Raw genomic sequence first — 15575 nt, forward strand, 5'->3', positions numbered from 1 at the left:
GTAGCTGGGGGAGCCGTGAGCTTCCCGGCAAACCTTTCCGGTCACAGCCCTAGCCCGCCAGACAGGACGGGCCCAGCAGCACCTTGAGGTCTCCGAAGAGCGCAGGGTCGGGCTGCACCCGGTGCCGGTCGAGGCGCAGCACCGTGGTCGTGCGCGGGCCCTGGAGCTTGATCCGTACTTCGGTGTTGCCCTTGTGGTGGCTGAGGATCTCGCCGAGCCGGCTCACCATGGGCGGGGTGACCTTCACCGTGGGGATGGTGAGGACGACAGGAGCGTTGGTACCGGCCGAGGACAGGTCGGGGACCATCAGTTCCATGGCCACCAGCCGCGGCACGTCCTCGCGCTTGTCGAGGCGTCCCTTGACGAAGACGACGGCGTCCTCGACGAGCTGGGTGGACACCAGCTGGTAGGTGGCCGGGAAGAACATGCACTCGATGGAGCCGGCCAGGTCCTCGACGGTGGCGATGGCCCAGGCGTTGCCCTGCTTGGTCATCTTCCGCTGGAGGCCCGAGATGATGCCGCCGATGGTGACGACCGCGCCGTCCGCGTGTTCACCGCCGGTGAGCTGGGCGATGGCGGCATCGGTCTTGTCGCTGAGGACGTGCTCGATTCCGAAGAGCGGGTGGTCGGAGACGTAGAGGCCGAGCATCTCGCGTTCCTGGGCGAGCAGATACGACTTCTCCCACTCGACATCGGAGAACTCCACGTCCAGGCCGAAGCCCGGCTCGCTGCTCTCCTCCTCGCCCATCCCGCCGAAGAGGTCGAACTGCCCCTCGGCCTCCTTGCGCTTGACCGCGACCACATTGTCGATCATCGGCTCGTACTGGGCGGTGAGGCCCTTGCGGGTGTGGCCCATCTCGTCGAAGGCGCCGGCCTTGATCAGCGACTCGACGGTGCGCTTGTTGCAGACGACCGCTTCGACCTTGTCGAGGAAGTCCGGGAAGGAGGTGTACTTCCCCTTCGACTTACGGCACTTGATGATCGAGTCAACGACGTTCTGGCCGACGTTCCGCACGGCTGTGAGGCCGAAGAGGATCACGTCGTCGCCCTGCGCGGCGAAGTTCGACTCGGACTCGTTCACATTGGGCGGCAGCACCTTGATGCCCATGCGGCGGCACTCGTTGAGGTAGACCGCCGACTTGTCCTTGTCGTCCTTGACGGAGGTGAGCAGCGCCGCCATGTACTCGGCGGGGTGGTTCGCCTTGAGGTAGGCGGTCCAGTACGAGACCAGTCCGTACGCGGCGGAGTGCGCCTTGTTGAAGGCGTAGCCGGCGAACGGGACCAGCACGTCCCACAGGGCCTGGATGGCCTCGTCGCTGTAGCCGTTCTTCTGGGCGCCGGCCTGGAAGATCGTGAAGTTCTTCGCCAGCTCCTCGGGCTTCTTCTTGCCCATGACGCGGCGGAGGATGTCGGCCTCGCCGAGCGAGTAGCCGGCGATGATCTGGGCGGCCTTCTGCACCTGCTCCTGGTAGACGATCAGTCCGTAGGTGACGGCCAGGACCTCTTCGAGCGGCTTCTCCAGCTCCGGGTGGATCGGGGTGATCTCCTGCTGGTCGTTCTTGCGCAGCGCGTAGTTCGTGTGCGAGTTCATGCCCATCGGGCCCGGCCGGTACAGGGCCGACACGGCGGAGATGTCCTCGAAGTTGTCGGGCTTCATCAGCCGCAGCAGCGAACGCATCGGCCCGCCGTCGAACTGGAAGACACCGAGGGTGTCACCGCGCTGGAGCAGCTCGAAGGTCGTGGGGTCGTCGAGCGGGAGGGCCAGGAGGTCGATGTCGATCCCCTTGTTGGCCTTCACCATCTTGACTGCGTCGTCCATGATCGTGAGGTTGCGCAGGCCCAGGAAGTCCATCTTCAGCAGGCCGAGCGACTCACAGCTCGGATAGTCCCACTGGGTGATGGTGACGCCGTCGGTGTGCCTGACCCAGACCGGGACGTGGTCGGTGATGGTCTCGCTGGACATGATCACGCCGGCGGCGTGCACACCCATCTGCCGGACCAGGCCCTCCACGCCCTTGGCGGTGTCGATGACCTTCTTCACGTCCGGCTCGTTCTCGTACATCCCGCGGATCTCGCCCGCCTCGGAGTACCGGGGGTGGGAGGGATCGGTGATGCCGGAGAGCGGGATGCCCTTGCCGAGGACGTCGGCGGGCATGGCCTTGGTGAGGCGGTCGCCCATCGCGTACGGGTAGCCGAGGACGCGCGCCGAGTCCTTGATCGCGTTCTTGGCCTTGATGGTGCCGTACGTGCCGATCATGGCGACCTTGTCGGCGCCGTACTTCTCGGTGACGTACCGGATCACCTCGACGCGCCTGCGCTCGTCGAAGTCGATGTCGACGTCGGGCATCGAGATGCGCTCGGGGTTGAGGAAGCGCTCGAAGATCAGGCCGTGCGGGATCGGGTCGAGGTCGGTGATGCCCATGGCGTACGCGACGATCGAGCCGGCCGCGGAGCCTCGGCCGGGGCCGACCGCGATGCCCTGGTTCTTGGCCCACATGATGAAGTCGGCGACCACGAGGAAGTAGCCGGGGAAGCCCATCGAGATGATCGTGTCCATCTCGTACTCGACCTGCTTCATCCGGTCCTCGGGGATGCCGCCGGGGTACCGGCGCTCCATGCCCCGCATGGTCTCCTCGCGGAACCAGGTGACCTCGGTGTAGCCCTCGGGGATGTCGAACTTCGGCATGAGGTCGCGCTTCTCGAACATGCCGGTGGTGTCGATCTGCTCGGCGACCAGCAGGGTGTTGCGGCAGCCCTCCTGCCAGGCGTCCGAGGAGTCGATGGCATACATCTCGTCCGTGGACTTCAGGTAGTAGCCGGTGCCGTCGAACTTGAAGCGGTCCGGGTCGGAGAGGTTCTTGCCGGTCTGGATGCACAGCAGCGCGTCGTGCGCGCCGGCCTCGTGCGCGTACGTGTAGTGCGAGTCATTGGTGACCAGCGGCGGGATGCCCAGCTTCTTGCCGATCTCCAGCAGACCGTCCCGGACCCGGCGCTCGATCTCGATGCCGTGGTCCATCAGCTCCAGGAAGTACCGGTCCTTGCCGAAGATGTCCTGGTAGTCGGAGGCCGCCTTCAGGGCCTCGTCGAACTGGCCGAGGCGCAGCCTGGTCTGCAGCTCGCCGGAGGGGCAGCCGGTGGAGGCGATCAGGCCCTCGGACCACTGGGCGATGGTCTCCTTGTCCATCCGGGGCCACTTCTGCAGCCATCCCTCGGCGTAGGCGTCGGAGGACAGCCGGAAGAGGTTGTGCAGACCTGTGCTGTTCGCCGCCCAGATCGTCTTGTGGGTGTAACCACCGGAACCGGAGACGTCGTCCCTCTTCTGGTGCGGCTGGCCCCACTGGATCTTGCGCTTGTTCCGCCGGGACTCCGGGGCCACATAGGCCTCGATACCGATGATCGGCGTCACCCCCGCCTTCTTGGCGGAGTGGAAGAAGTCGTACGCGCCGTGAAGGTTGCCATGGTCGCTCATGGCGATGTGCGTCATGCCCATCTCATTGCAGGCATTGAACATGTCCTTGAGCCGCGCGGCACCGTCCAGCAGCGAGTACTGGGTGTGAACGTGAAGGTGCGTGAAGGGCGGCTTGGTCACGGCGTGAGCCTCCGAAGGGAACTGTGGTGCGCAGCGCCTCGATGAGGGGTGGTGGTCGAGCGAGGGCGGTTGATGGCGCGCTGCGGACGGTCTGGGGGTCAGCGTGGAAGTCTACGTCTCCACAGTGACAACCCGCGGGCACTCACGCGTACGGTCACGCGTTGAGCGACTTGGAACACCTGTCCCAATTGTCATGTACCAGGAGGCACCCCGCGATGCCGGGTCAGACGTCCACCGCCGAGCAGCGCGGCGAGCAGATCCTCGCCGTCTTCGACACCGCCTTCGGCGAGCTACTGGCCGCCGACCCGGCGGCCTTCCGGGTCAAGTTCCGCAAGATGGCCGCCTCCGCCTTCGCCTTCTACCGCGGCACCGCCTGCCTCTTCTACACCGACCTCGAGCAGGAAAAGGACAGCGGTCCGTACCTGGACGAGCGCACCGGCCGGGTCTGGATCCACGGCGATCTGCACGCCGAGAACTTCGGCACGTACATGGACGCCAACGGCCGGCTGATCTTCAACGTCAATGACTTCGACGAGGCCTATGTGGGCCCCTTCACCTGGGACCTCAAGCGCTTCGCCGCCTCCGTCGCGCTGATCGGCTACGCCAAGGCCTTCAGCGACGAGCAGATCACCGAGCTGGTGCGGATCTACGCCGCCGCCTACCGCGAGCGCATCCACGCCCTCGCCACCGGCGCCCAGGACGACGACGTACCGCCCTTCACCCTGGACACCGCGGAGGGCCCGCTGCTGGACGCGCTGCGCTCGGCCCGCACCCGCACCCGTTTCGGGCTGCTCGACTCGATGACCGACATCCGTGAGTACGAGCGCCGCTTCACGCCCGGCGGCGGGTCGATCGACCTGGACGCGGCCACCCGGTACAAGATCCTCGCCGCCTTCGACGTCTACCTGGAGACCCTGCCCGAGTCCAGCCTGCTGCGCCCCGACTCGTACCGGGTCAAGGACGTGGTCGGCCGCCGCGGCATCGGCATCGGCTCCGCCGGACTGCCCTCGTACAACATCCTGCTCGAAGGCCACAGCGACGCCCTCGAGAACGATGTCGTGATCTACATGAAGCAGGCCCAGACCCCCGCGGTCTCCCGGCACATCACCGACCAGCGGGTGCGCGACTACTTCCGCCACGAGGGCCACCGCACGGTGATCTCCCAGCGCGCCCTCCAGGACCATGCCGACCCCTGGCTCGGCTGGACCGAACTGGACGGCACCGGTCAGCTGGTCGCCGAGGTCTCGCCGTACGCCGTGGACCTCGACTGGTCGGACATCGACGACCCGGAGCGGGTCGCCGCCGTCGTCGCCGACCTGGGCCGGGCGACCGCCACGATGCATGCCGCGGCCGACGACGAGAACGGCCACTCCCTGGTCCCGTTCTCCACCGAGCGGGCCATCGACGCGGCGATCGCCGCCGACGAGGAGGGCTTCGGGCAGCTGCTGGTGGACTTCGCACACGAGTACGGCGCGCGGACCCGGGCCGACCACCAGATCTTCGTCGACCTGTTCCGCAACGGACGCATCCCCGGACTGTGAGGATCCCCGGGGAGCTCAAGCATCTTCAATGATCTTTAAGGACCGCTTACGGCCCCCCATGGCACACTCTCGGCGATGGACGCATCCGGAACGCAGTTGAGGGCACTACGGGCAGCACTGTTCACGGCACTGGTCGTGACGCTGTCCGCGGCTGCCCATGTGCTGCTGTCCCACGTCCCGCTGCCGATGGCCACCGTCGCCGCGGTCTCCGTCGCCGTCTTCGTCATCGCCTACGCTCTGGCCGGCCGGGAGCGCGGCTACTGGTCGATCGCGTCCGTACTCGTCCCGCTGGAACTGGCCGCCGACACCGTCTTCACCACCGGACAGCACGCCTGCTACGGCCCGGCCGGCGGCCCCGTCGAGGGCTCGCTGCGCTCGGTCGGCGTCGACGTCTTCTGCGGCGGCAGCGCGGGCAGCGTGCTGCCCGGGGTCGCGGACCCCAAGGAGGGCGTGGCCGCCCTGCTGAACTCCGCCGACCCCGCACTCCCCTGGCTGCTGCTCGCCGTCCATGTCTCGGTCGGGCTGCTCTCCGCCGCCTGGCTGCGCCAGGGCGAGGCCTCGGTCGCCCGGATGCTGCGCGCGGTGGCCGCCTTCGCGTTCCGGCCGCTGCTCGTCGCGGTCGCGGCGACGGCCGCGCCGCACCGGGCCGTACACCCCGGAGTGCGGCCGGCGGACCGTGGCCGCGCCTTCTCCCGCACGCTGCTCCTCGTGCACTCCGTCGGACGACGGGGACCACCCTGCTCGGCCTTGGTTCTCGCCTGAGCACGACAGTCATCCCCCGTTTTCCGTACGAACGTCATCACACGGAGTGAAGCACCATGAGCAACCGCAACAGCCAGGCCAACAAGGCAGCCGCCCGCGAGCGGCTGCGCGCGGAGCGCGAGCGCCAGGCCAAGAAGGACAAGATGCGCCGGCAGATCGTCGTCGCCTCGTCGATCGTAGGTGTTCTCGCCCTCGCCGGCGGTGTCGGCTACGCGGTCATGCAGCTGAACAAGCCGACCGCCTGGGAGGCCGCCAAGGACGCGAAGCTCGTCAAGCCCGCCAACACCGAGGGCGCGGACGGCACCACCGTCGTCATAGGCAAGAAGGACGCCAAGAAGACACTGGAGATCTACGAGGACCCGCGCTGCCCGATCTGCTCCACCCTCGAGCAGCAGATCGGCGAGACGATGAGGAAGGACGTCGAGGCCGGCAAGTACAAGGTGCAGTTCGTCGGCGCCACCTTCCTCGACAACGCGACCGCCGGCGAGGGCTCCAAGAACGCGATGAGCGCGCTGGGCGCGGCGCTCAATGTGAGCACCGAGGCCTTCGTGGAGTACAAGGCCGCCCTCTACTCCCCCAAGTGGCACCCGGAGGAGAACGACGACAAGTTCGCCAAGGACGACTACCTCATCGAGATCGCGAACTCCGTGTCCGCGCTCAAGGACAACAAGCAGTTCCAGAAGGACGTGAAGGACGGCACCTACGACAAGTGGGCGCTGGAGATGTCGAAGAAGTTCGACAAGAGCGGAGTGACCGGCACCCCCACGCTCAAGATGGACGGCAAGAAGATCACCTCGGAGGGCACTGACAACACCCCGATGACGGTGGCGGACTTCAGCACCGCGATCGACAAGGCGCTCAAGAGCTGACGTTCCCCTTTTCGGGGGGGCTCGGTTCTCCCCCGAACTTCGTCCGGGGGGACCCCCACGGGGGCGCCTGGTCAAGCCTCTGCCGACGGTCGGTCGTGCTCGGGTCGCCCACGCGGCGGAGCCGCATATCGGCGCAAGCCCTCGCGACCCTCCGCGCTCCCCCAGCTACCGCCGGGGGGTGCCCCCAGGGGTACCCCCACTCCCTTTCGGCGGAGGCGCGCCCTCTTCGGCTCACTCGCCGACGCTGACGCACTTCACAAGGCCCGACACAGGCAGGCGAACTTTTAATGTTCGTCTGCCTGTTCGCTTACCGGCCAGTAGGGTGGGCGCCCGTGACCAGTCATCTCTCCTCAACTCCCAGCCGCCGCACGGTAGTCCGGGCCGCTGCCGCCACCGCTGTCGCCGCTCCCGCCCTGGCCGCCGCCACGGCCCCCGCCGCCTCCGCCGACGCGCGGACACGACGAGCGCCCGGGCGCGCTCGTACCGGACGCGCAGTGGAACGCAGAAGGTCGAGCGGGTGTACTCACCGGTACGCTGACCGTCGACTTTCGGCCAACTCCCGCTGATTAACGGACGATCACATACCGACGACGGGCGGCGTGTTCCGCACGCCCGAAGCAGGACACACCACCCGTCGCAGTAACCGCGTGCGTTACATCCACATCTCGGAACCCGGAACGCGTCGAAGGGTTTTCCCGGCATTCCCCCAATTGTCCGTCGATCGATTGGGCTTGTTCACTTCTCTTTCATTTCTGACATGGCCACGTAATCTCCCCGACGGTGCGAGGAAGTACCTCCCCCACACCCCCACGAGGAGTCACCAATGCGTGCTCTTGTCCGTATATCGCCGCGTCTGCGCAACCGTGCGCTCGGAACGGCACTCATGGCCGGAACTCTGGCCCTTGCCCCACTCTCCGCGCCCAGCGGCATCGCCGCCGCCCAGGCGCCGGCCTCCGCCGAGAAGTGCGCCGAGGACACCAGCGCCGTTGCCCGTAAGGCCCGCCCGACCGGCACCGACCATGCCGCCGAGCCCAACGAGGTCACCGAGGCCAAGGCCAAGGCCATGGACGCGGACCTGAAGAAGAGACTGGAGGCCAAGCGCTCGGCCGGCCAGGGCGCCACCCTCGCCGCCGTGACGACCATCCCGGTCTACTTCCACGTCGTCCACGACGGCACGACCGGAAAGCTCTCTGCCACCGCGATCAACAACCAGATGGCGGTCCTCAACGCCGCCTACGGCGGCCAGGGCACCGGCAATGCCAACGCCAACTACCAGTTCACCCTGGCGGGCACGGACTACACGAACAACGCCGCCTGGTACAACCTCTCGTCCGGCTCCACCGCCGAGAAGAACATGAAGGCCGCGCTCCGCAAGGGCGGCGCCGGCGCGCTGAACGTCTACACCGCCAACCTCGGCGGCGGCCTGCTCGGCTGGGCCACCTTCCCCAGCTCCTACAAGTCCGCCCCGACCATGGACGGCGTCGTCATCCTCGACTCCTCGCTGCCCGGCGGCTCCGCCACCAACTACAACGAGGGCGACACCGCCACCCACGAGGTCGGCCACTGGATGGGCCTGTACCACACCTTCCAGGGCGGCTGCACGGGCAACGGCGACTACGTGGCCGACACCCCGGCCGAGTCGAGCCCCGCGTACCAGTGTCCGACGGGCCGCGACTCGTGCGCCAGCAAGGCGGGCGTCGACCCGATCCACAATTTTATGGACTATACGTACGACAGCTGCATGTACCAGTTCACCGCTGGTCAGGTGCAGCGCATGAGTGACAGCTGGCTGGCCTACCGCGCAGCCTGATCGAATCGATTCCGCCCGTGTCGACGTGACTTCCCGTCGGCACGGGCGGTTCCGCGTATGAACCGCTTCCCGCGCAGGCGATCCGCCGGCGCGTACACACCCGAGGCCTGCCCGAGGGCTACGTCTACCAGCGCGAAACCGTAACCGAGGCCAGGTGGACCGATGAACTCCCTCAGGAGATGAAAGACTGACAGGGCCGAAGAAGCACGACATTGACCTCCTCCATCGTCCTGAAGGGCGAGGATTCTCCGTCTGTGGGTGGTCCTCATAGGTGAGGACCACCCACTACGGATGGGTTCCTGACTCCTCCCCACGCGAGGTGGGGGTTGTGCGCGCTGCCGGGCTGCTGCCTGGTCTTACGTGCGCTCCGCAGGCGTTTACCGCCGCCGTTACCGGCGTCGGGCCCCAGGTCCTGGGGTGGATGGTGCTGCCGCCGCGAGGATGCGGCGGCCTTCGTATCGGACGTTCTTGCCCGCGTTGAAGTCCCGGTCGTGCCGGGTGCCGCAGTTCGGGCACGTCCACTGCCGGACATGGAGCGGCTTGGGTCCGTCGCGGTGTCCGCAGGCGGAACATATCTGAGAGCTGGGGAAGCCCCGGGCGACTTTGGCGAAGGAGCGTCCGCGCCGGATCGCCTTGTACTCGCAGAACATCACGAACTGTGCCCAGCCCGCGTCGTGCACGCTCTTGGCCAGTCGGGTACGCGCCAGTCCACACACGTTCAGGGTCTCGGTGAAGACGGCTTGGTTCTCGCTCGTCAGCTTGTGAGACCACTGGTGATGGAAGTTGCGGCGCGCATCCGCCACGGCGGCGTGTGCGCGGGCGACCCTGATCCGGGCCTTGTCCCGGTTGCTGCTGCCCTTCTTTTTCCGCGACAGCTCACGCTGCCGCTTCTTCAGCTTCTTCTCCGCCCGGCGCAGGTACTTCGGCGAGGCGATGTGCGAGCCGTCCGCGAGCACGGCAAACCGGGTCAGGCCCAGGTCGATGCCCTGGTCGCCGTCGGTGGGCGAAAGGATGTCGGCGGCGGGGTCGGTCTCCACTACGAAGCTCGCCCAGTACCGGCCGGAACGGTCCTTGACCAGCGTCACCGAGCTGGGTTCGGACGGCAGATCACGGGTCCACTTCACCTTGAGGCCGCCGATTTTCGGCAACCTCAGCTTGCCGTCCTCGGTGATCGACCACCGGTCGGAACGGGTGAACCGGGCAGCCTGCCGGTTGTCCTTGCGGGACTTGAACCTCGGCGGGGCAACCTTCGGTCCCTTCCGCTTGCCGGTCTTGGAATCCTCGTGCGCCTTCCACGCCGCGTCCAGATCCCGGAGGGTCTGCTGGAGAACGCCGACCGGCGCATCGATGAGGAACACCCGCTCGGGGGTCTTCTTCGCCTCGGTGATCAGCGTCTTGGCCAGGCCCGGACTCTTCGGCACCAACTGGTACGGGCCGTGGGCGAGCCGGTCCTTCGGATTCCCGAGCAGCTTGTTCGACGCCTTGACCGGCTTGATCCGGGCCAACGCATCGTTCCAGACCACACGCCTGCACCCGAACACCCTGGCCGCGCGAATGCGCTGACCGGGCGTCGGGTAGACGCGGAACTGGTAACGAAGCTGCACGACGACCACCCTAGTCGGCGGGTCTGACAGTGAGGATGTCCTTGGCGTCGTTCGGGGGTCTGACTCCGGGTCTGACTGACGTTTCGGCTGTCCGTCTGTTGAATTGTCGGCCGCCGGGCGACGCCACCGCGTGTGCTCGCGGGTGTCCGTGACCTCATAGGAGCTTGGCCACCAGCCTCATCACTGTCTTGTCCGTCGGCCCGGGCAGCACACGCTGATCCGGTGCCCATACGGAAGGACGGCAAAGCCGAGCATGACAACGCCCGAGATAGCGGTGATCGGCGGTATCGACACTCACACGGACGTCCACCAAGCCGCAGTGATCGACTCGGTCGGCCGCCACCTGGACACGCAGCCGTTCGAAACGAACTCGGCCGGCTACGAACAGCTGCTGGCCTGGCTGCGTGCTCAGGGTGACGTCATCGCGGTCGGGATGGAGGGCACCAGCGCCTACGGCGCCGAACTCGCCCGGTTCCTGACCGCCAGCGGCATCACGGTCGTCGAGGTCGACCGGCCGGACCGAAAGGCCCGGCGGGCCCACGGCAAGTCCGATCCGATCGATGCCTATGCGGCGGCCACCGCGGTCCTGTCCGGCCGCGCGAGCGGAACACCGAAGAGCCGGGACGGGATCGTGGAAGCGATCCGCGCCCTGCGCGTGGTCCGCAAGCGCGCCGTCAAGGCCCGGACGCAGACCATCAACCAGATCCGCTCTCTGATGGTCACCGCGCCCTCCGCCCTGCGGGACAAGCTTCGGGGGCTGCCCACCGGCTTGCTGATCGGCACCCTCGCCCGGACCCGGCCGACTGGTGACCTCGCGGACCCGGCCTGCGCGGCCAAGACAGCGCTCCGCCGCCTGGCCCGGCGCCACCAGGCCCTGCAACAAGAAATCAAAGAGGCTGACGCGGACCTCGCACCCCTCGTGAGACGAGCCGCTCCCAGCCTTGTCGCCCTGCCCGGAGTGGGAACGGAGACGGCTGGCCAGCTGCTGATCACCGCGGGAGACAACCCCGACCCGCTCCGGTCCGAAGCGTCCTTCGCCCACCTGTGCGCCGCGGCCCCGGTCCCGGCCTCGTCCGGCCGCACCAACTGCCATCGCATCAACCGCGGCGGAGACCGGCACGCCAACAGCGCCCTCTACACCATCGTCCTGGTCCGCATGCAGTATGACCAGCGAACACGGGACTACGTGGCCAGACGCAAGGCCGAGGGTATGTCCGCCAAGGACATCATGCGGTGCCTCGAGAGGTTCGTTGCCCGCGAGGTCTACAGGCACCTGACGAGCACCAGTACCGTGAGCACGGCAGGCTCGGCCGGAGCCAGATCATGACGCCGACGGGTTGCCGTCCGTGTGATCGAGATCGAGCGACGCGGCCGAAGTCAGTCGCTCGACGAACGCCTGGAAGTCCGCAGCCAGCGGGAGCTCCGTGCTGTCGTCCACGTCGAACCAGGTCACGGACGGCTCCTCGTCCTTCCCGCAGGCCCGGTAGTCGAGAGCAATCCAGCAGTGACCATCCCCGGACAGCAGAACCAGGGGCGAAGGCAGACCCCACTCCTCAACCAAGTAGGCCGTGTCCAGCAGCGACAACTGGCCGTCGTGACGACCGATACCCATCATCTCGTCGAGCGGCACATAATTCTCGCTCCACGACGTCGGCACATCGGTCGGGAACGCGTTCCACGCGTCCGCCACCACACCGCCGTTCTGGACCCACAGGATCTCCAGCAACGAAGCCGGCAGGCGGACACCGAGCCGACGCTCGGCGTCCTCAACGACCGCGTCGGTCAACGGTGGCTGAACCCCATACAGCCCCTCGCCCCAGAACGTCGCCTTGACCTCATCAAACCCCGCCACGAACGCATCCTACGGACCCAACCCACGGGCTTGACGATCTATAGGAGCTTCAACACGGCACGTCCGCTCTAACCTACTGGTCAGAGCAGTATTGAGAAGCGATTCCCTACCGGGCTGAAGCCCGGTACTCCCTCGCTAGAACCTAGTGGCAGACCGGCGCGGGCCTGACCGAGCGTCATCCGGCTGAGCAACCGGCAGCCGCCAGGCCACCGCTAGAGCGAGTCCAGGAAGGCCAGTGCGGTCTTCCAGGTCTGCTCGGCGGCGGCCTCGTCGTAGTCCGGCAGCGCGGAGTCGGTGTAGACGTGTCCGGCGCCCGGGTAGCGGTGGATCTCCACTTCGGCACCGGCCCGCTGCATCTGCAGGTACCAGGTGTTCAGCCAGTCGTGTGGCTCGAAAACATCGGGATCCGCGACATGCAGCTGTACGGGCAGCTCGTCCACGGACGCGTTCGCGGCGATGTCCGACGTGCCGTGCAGAAGCAGCAGACCGCGGGCCTTCTCGTCGCCCAGGGCGAGGTTCTGCGCGATCGCGCCGCCCAGCGAGAAACCGGCGTACACCAGACCGCGCTCCGAGTAGGGGGCGGCGGCGAGGATCGCGCGGCGCAGCAGTTCCTCCCTGCCGATCTCGTCCTTGAACGCCAGGGCCTCCTCGAGGGTGTCGAAGGTGCGCCCCTCGAAGAGGTCTGGGGTCCGCACCTCGTGCCCGGCGGCCCGCAGCCGGTCGGCGGCCTCGTGTACCGCCGGGCGCAGACCATAGGTCGAATGGAAAAGGATGATGTTCATGCGGCCATCGTGCCAGTTACGGTCTGGCGTATGGAGAACGTGCTGCGTCCGTTGATCGTGATCGGCGGTTCGGTCCTGCTGACGCTGGCCGTCGGCTGGCTGGCGGGCCTGCTGCTCCGGCGCGCCGCCACCCGGCACAGCGAGACCCCGCTGTGGGGGCTGCTGCGCAACTGCCGCCCTCCGCTCCAACTCGTCCTTCTCACGGCACTGCTGCTGGGCACCTACCGGCAGGCGCGGGTGCTGGAGGAGCAGCGGGCCGGGATCGGGCACTTCCTCACCCTGGTGCTGATCGGGGCGACCGCCTGGCTGGTCGACCGGATCGTGGTGGCCGTCGTCGAGTCCACGTACACCCGGTACGCCGCCGGGGCCACGGACGAGGCCCGGGTGCGGCGGGTCCGTACCCAGGTGACGCTCATCCAGCGGGTGGTGACGGCGATCGCCGTGGTGGTCGCGATCGCGGCGATGCTGCTGACCTTCCCTCCGATGCGGACCATCGGCGCCTCGGTGCTCGCCTCGGCCGGTGTGCTGGGCATCGTCGCCGGCATCGCCGCGCAGTCCACGCTGGGCAACCTCTTTGCCGGACTGCAGATCGCCTTCGGCGACATGGTGCGGATCGGGGACGTGGTGGTCGTGGACGGCGAGTGGGGCACGGTCGAGGAGATCACGCTGACCTTCCTGACCGTGCGGACCTGGGACGAGCGCCGGATCACCATGCCGGTGTCGTACTTCACCAGCAAACCCTTCGAGAACTGGTCGCGCGGCGGTGTGCAGATGACCGGCACGGTCTTCTGCCACCTGGACCACGCGGCGCCCGTGGAGCTGATGCGTGAACACCTCCCCGACATCCTGCGCGAATGCCCGGCCTGGGACGGTCGCGACTGGAGCCTCGCCGTCACGGACGCCACACCGAGCACCCTGGTGATACGTGCCGTGGTGACCGCGAAGGATCCCGATGACCTGTGGACGGTGCGCTGCACCGTACGGGAGCGGATGCTGGCGTGGCTCACCGAGCACCATCCGGACGCGCTGCCGCACCTGGCGCCGCCGGCCGGCCGCGGTTGAGGCCGGCGGAAGCCGCCCCTTTCAGCGCAGGCTGCGGACGTCGAGGTGACGCAGTACGCGGTCGACGACCTCCGGGTCCTTGCCCGGTTCGCTGCGGGCCGCGAGCACCTCGTGGCGAGCCGCCGAGAGCAGTTCACGCTGGATGCGCTGCATCAGCCTGTTCCTGGCCTGCCGTTGCACGTGCGCCTCGCGGCGCTCCTCGTCGACCATGTCGGGGCTGATCCTCGCCCCGATGTCGTACGCCCTGCGCACCAGCTGCTCGGTGATCTCCTCGGGGATGTCCTCGGCCTCGGCGATCTCCATGAGCCTGTGCTTCGCGGCCCTGGCGGCGCGGACGGCGAGTTCGCGCTCCAGTGCGCGCTCGACGTCCGTGTCGGCGCGTACACCGAGTTTCCGGACCAGCCAGGGCAGGGTGAGCCCCTGGCAGACGAGCGTGGAGAGGATGACCCCGAAGGCGATGAAGATGATCTCCTCGCGGCCGGGGAAGGGCGTGCCGTCGGCCTTCTTCAGCGGAATGGCGAGTGCCAGTGCCACGGAGACCACACCGCGCATGCCGGACCACCACATGACGACGGTTTCCTGCCAGCTGACCGGGATCTCCTCGTCGACGTCGCGCCGGGTGTGCAGCCGTTCGGCGAGCCAGGTGGCGGGCAGCAGCCACAGCAGCCGTACGCCGATAACAACCGCTACGACCGCCGCCGCCCAGCCGGTCATCTCGGCCGCGTGGCCGGTGGCGGCGCCGACGACGTTGTGCAGTTCGAGGCCGATCAGCCCGAAGGCGACCCCGGTGACCAGGGTGTCGACGATCTGCCAGAAGGTGTGCCCGGCGAGGCGCCCCAGGACGTCGTCGGCGTCCACGGCGTGTTCGGCGAGGAAGAGGGCGGTGGTGAGGACGGCGAGCACACCGGAGCCGAGGAGTTCCTCGGCCAGTACGTAGCTGACGAACGGCACGAGGAGGGTGAGGCCGATCTGGAGGGTCGCGTCGCCGAGCAGTCCGAGGAGCCGGTTGGAGATCCAGCCGAGTGCCAGGCCGACCACCACGGCCACCCCCGCGGAGAGGGCCAGTTCTCCCAGGGCCGTTCCCCAGGAGAAGGTCCCGCCCACCACCACGGCGATCGCGACGCGGTACAGCACGATGGCTGTCACATCGTTGAAGAGCCCTTCGCCCTCCAGGATCGACACCAGTCGGCGCGGCAGCCCGAGCGATCCGGCGACCGCGGTCGCCGCGATGGGGTCGGGCGGTGCCACGAGCGCGCCGAGAGCCACGGCCGCGGCGATCGGCAGTCCTGGTACGACGGCGTGCGCGACGACGGCGACGGCGGCCGTGGTGATGAAGACGAGGGCGACCGCGAGCAGGAAGATCGGCCGTCGGTTGGCCACGAACTGTCTCCAGGAGGTGCGCTGTACGGCGGCGTAGAGCAGCGGGGGCAGCACCAGCGGAAGGATGTAGTCCGGATTGATCTGGACGTTCGGCACGAACGGCAGCAGCGCGAGCACGATTCCGGCGATCGTCATCAGCACGGGCGCGGGCAGCCCCAGCCGGTCCCCCAGCGGTACGGTGACCAGGGCCCCGAGCAGCAGTACGAACAGCAGCGCCATTTGCTCCACGCCGCAAGCGTGCCCCGCCGCGCCCCCCGACGCGGGGCTGCCGCGCCGGACACCCCCTAGAGCACGCGGCGCATCGCGCGGTCGGCGGCGTCGGCC

The 15575-nt window shown here is 67.9% G+C and carries 11 protein-coding genes; 6 read left to right on the plus strand and 5 right to left on the minus strand.

Going from position 1 to position 15575, the window contains the following annotated elements:
- Positions 1 to 49 precede the first annotated feature (49 nt).
- Positions 50 to 3589, minus strand: coding sequence for a DNA polymerase III subunit alpha (dnaE, locus tag ABD858_RS08220; RefSeq protein WP_345035531.1), 3540 nt, complete (start codon positions 3587 to 3589; stop codon positions 50 to 52).
- A 215-nt stretch (positions 3590 to 3804) separates the two neighbouring features.
- Between dnaE and ABD858_RS08225 the strand changes: the two genes are divergently transcribed.
- From ABD858_RS08225 to ABD858_RS08240, 4 genes are all read left to right on the plus strand, one after another.
- Complete coding sequence (locus ABD858_RS08225) at positions 3805 to 5130, plus strand: DUF2252 domain-containing protein (RefSeq protein WP_345035532.1); 1326 nt, start codon at positions 3805 to 3807, stop codon at positions 5128 to 5130.
- Between the two features lie 75 nt (positions 5131 to 5205).
- On the plus strand, positions 5206 to 5892 hold the full coding sequence (locus ABD858_RS08230) for a hypothetical protein (RefSeq protein WP_345035533.1): 687 nt from the start codon (positions 5206 to 5208) through the stop codon (positions 5890 to 5892).
- Between the two features lie 56 nt (positions 5893 to 5948).
- Entirely contained in the window at positions 5949 to 6761 is an 813-nt protein-coding gene (locus ABD858_RS08235) for a thioredoxin domain-containing protein (protein ID WP_345035534.1), read from the plus strand.
- 823 nt (positions 6762 to 7584) lie between these two features.
- Positions 7585 to 8571, plus strand: coding sequence for a zinc metalloprotease (locus ABD858_RS08240; protein ID WP_345035535.1), 987 nt, complete (start codon positions 7585 to 7587; stop codon positions 8569 to 8571).
- Between the two features lie 389 nt (positions 8572 to 8960).
- On the opposite strand, the gene ABD858_RS08245 is transcribed toward ABD858_RS08240, so the two are convergent.
- A complete protein-coding gene (locus ABD858_RS08245; RefSeq protein ID WP_425586172.1) occupies positions 8961 to 10175 on the minus strand; it encodes an RNA-guided endonuclease InsQ/TnpB family protein in 1215 nt (404 codons plus the stop codon).
- Between the two features lie 253 nt (positions 10176 to 10428).
- On the opposite strand from ABD858_RS08245, the gene ABD858_RS08250 reads away from it, so the two are divergent.
- The gene (locus ABD858_RS08250) at positions 10429 to 11502 is read left to right on the plus strand and encodes an IS110 family RNA-guided transposase (protein ID WP_345035538.1); all 1074 of its coding nucleotides are present in this window, start codon (positions 10429 to 10431) and stop codon (positions 11500 to 11502) included.
- On the opposite strand, the gene ABD858_RS08255 is transcribed toward ABD858_RS08250, so the two are convergent.
- Both ABD858_RS08255 and ABD858_RS08260 read right to left on the minus strand, forming a co-directional pair.
- Positions 11497 to 12027: an SMI1/KNR4 family protein gene (locus ABD858_RS08255; RefSeq protein ID WP_345035539.1), complete on the minus strand. Its 531-nt coding sequence runs from the start codon at positions 12025 to 12027 to the stop codon at positions 11497 to 11499. The genes ABD858_RS08250 and ABD858_RS08255 overlap by 6 nt on opposite strands.
- Before the next feature lie 212 nt (positions 12028 to 12239).
- Positions 12240 to 12809 (minus strand): dienelactone hydrolase family protein, encoded by a 570-nt coding sequence (locus ABD858_RS08260; RefSeq protein WP_345035541.1) that lies wholly within the window; start codon positions 12807 to 12809, stop codon positions 12240 to 12242.
- Positions 12810 to 12839: 30 nt separating this feature from the next.
- Here ABD858_RS08260 and ABD858_RS08265 point away from each other — a divergent pair, with 30 nt between their 5' ends.
- On the plus strand, positions 12840 to 13871 hold the full coding sequence (locus tag ABD858_RS08265) for a mechanosensitive ion channel family protein (protein WP_345035542.1): 1032 nt from the start codon (positions 12840 to 12842) through the stop codon (positions 13869 to 13871).
- Between the two features lie 21 nt (positions 13872 to 13892).
- On the opposite strand, the gene ABD858_RS08270 is transcribed toward ABD858_RS08265, so the two are convergent.
- Positions 13893 to 15479: a Na+/H+ antiporter gene (locus ABD858_RS08270; RefSeq protein WP_345035543.1), complete on the minus strand. Its 1587-nt coding sequence runs from the start codon at positions 15477 to 15479 to the stop codon at positions 13893 to 13895.
- Positions 15480 to 15575: the final 96 nt, after the last annotated feature.

Source organism: Streptomyces sannanensis (genome assembly GCF_039536205.1).
In the GTDB taxonomy this organism is placed as follows: Bacteria; Actinomycetota; Actinomycetes; order Streptomycetales; family Streptomycetaceae; genus Streptomyces; species Streptomyces sannanensis.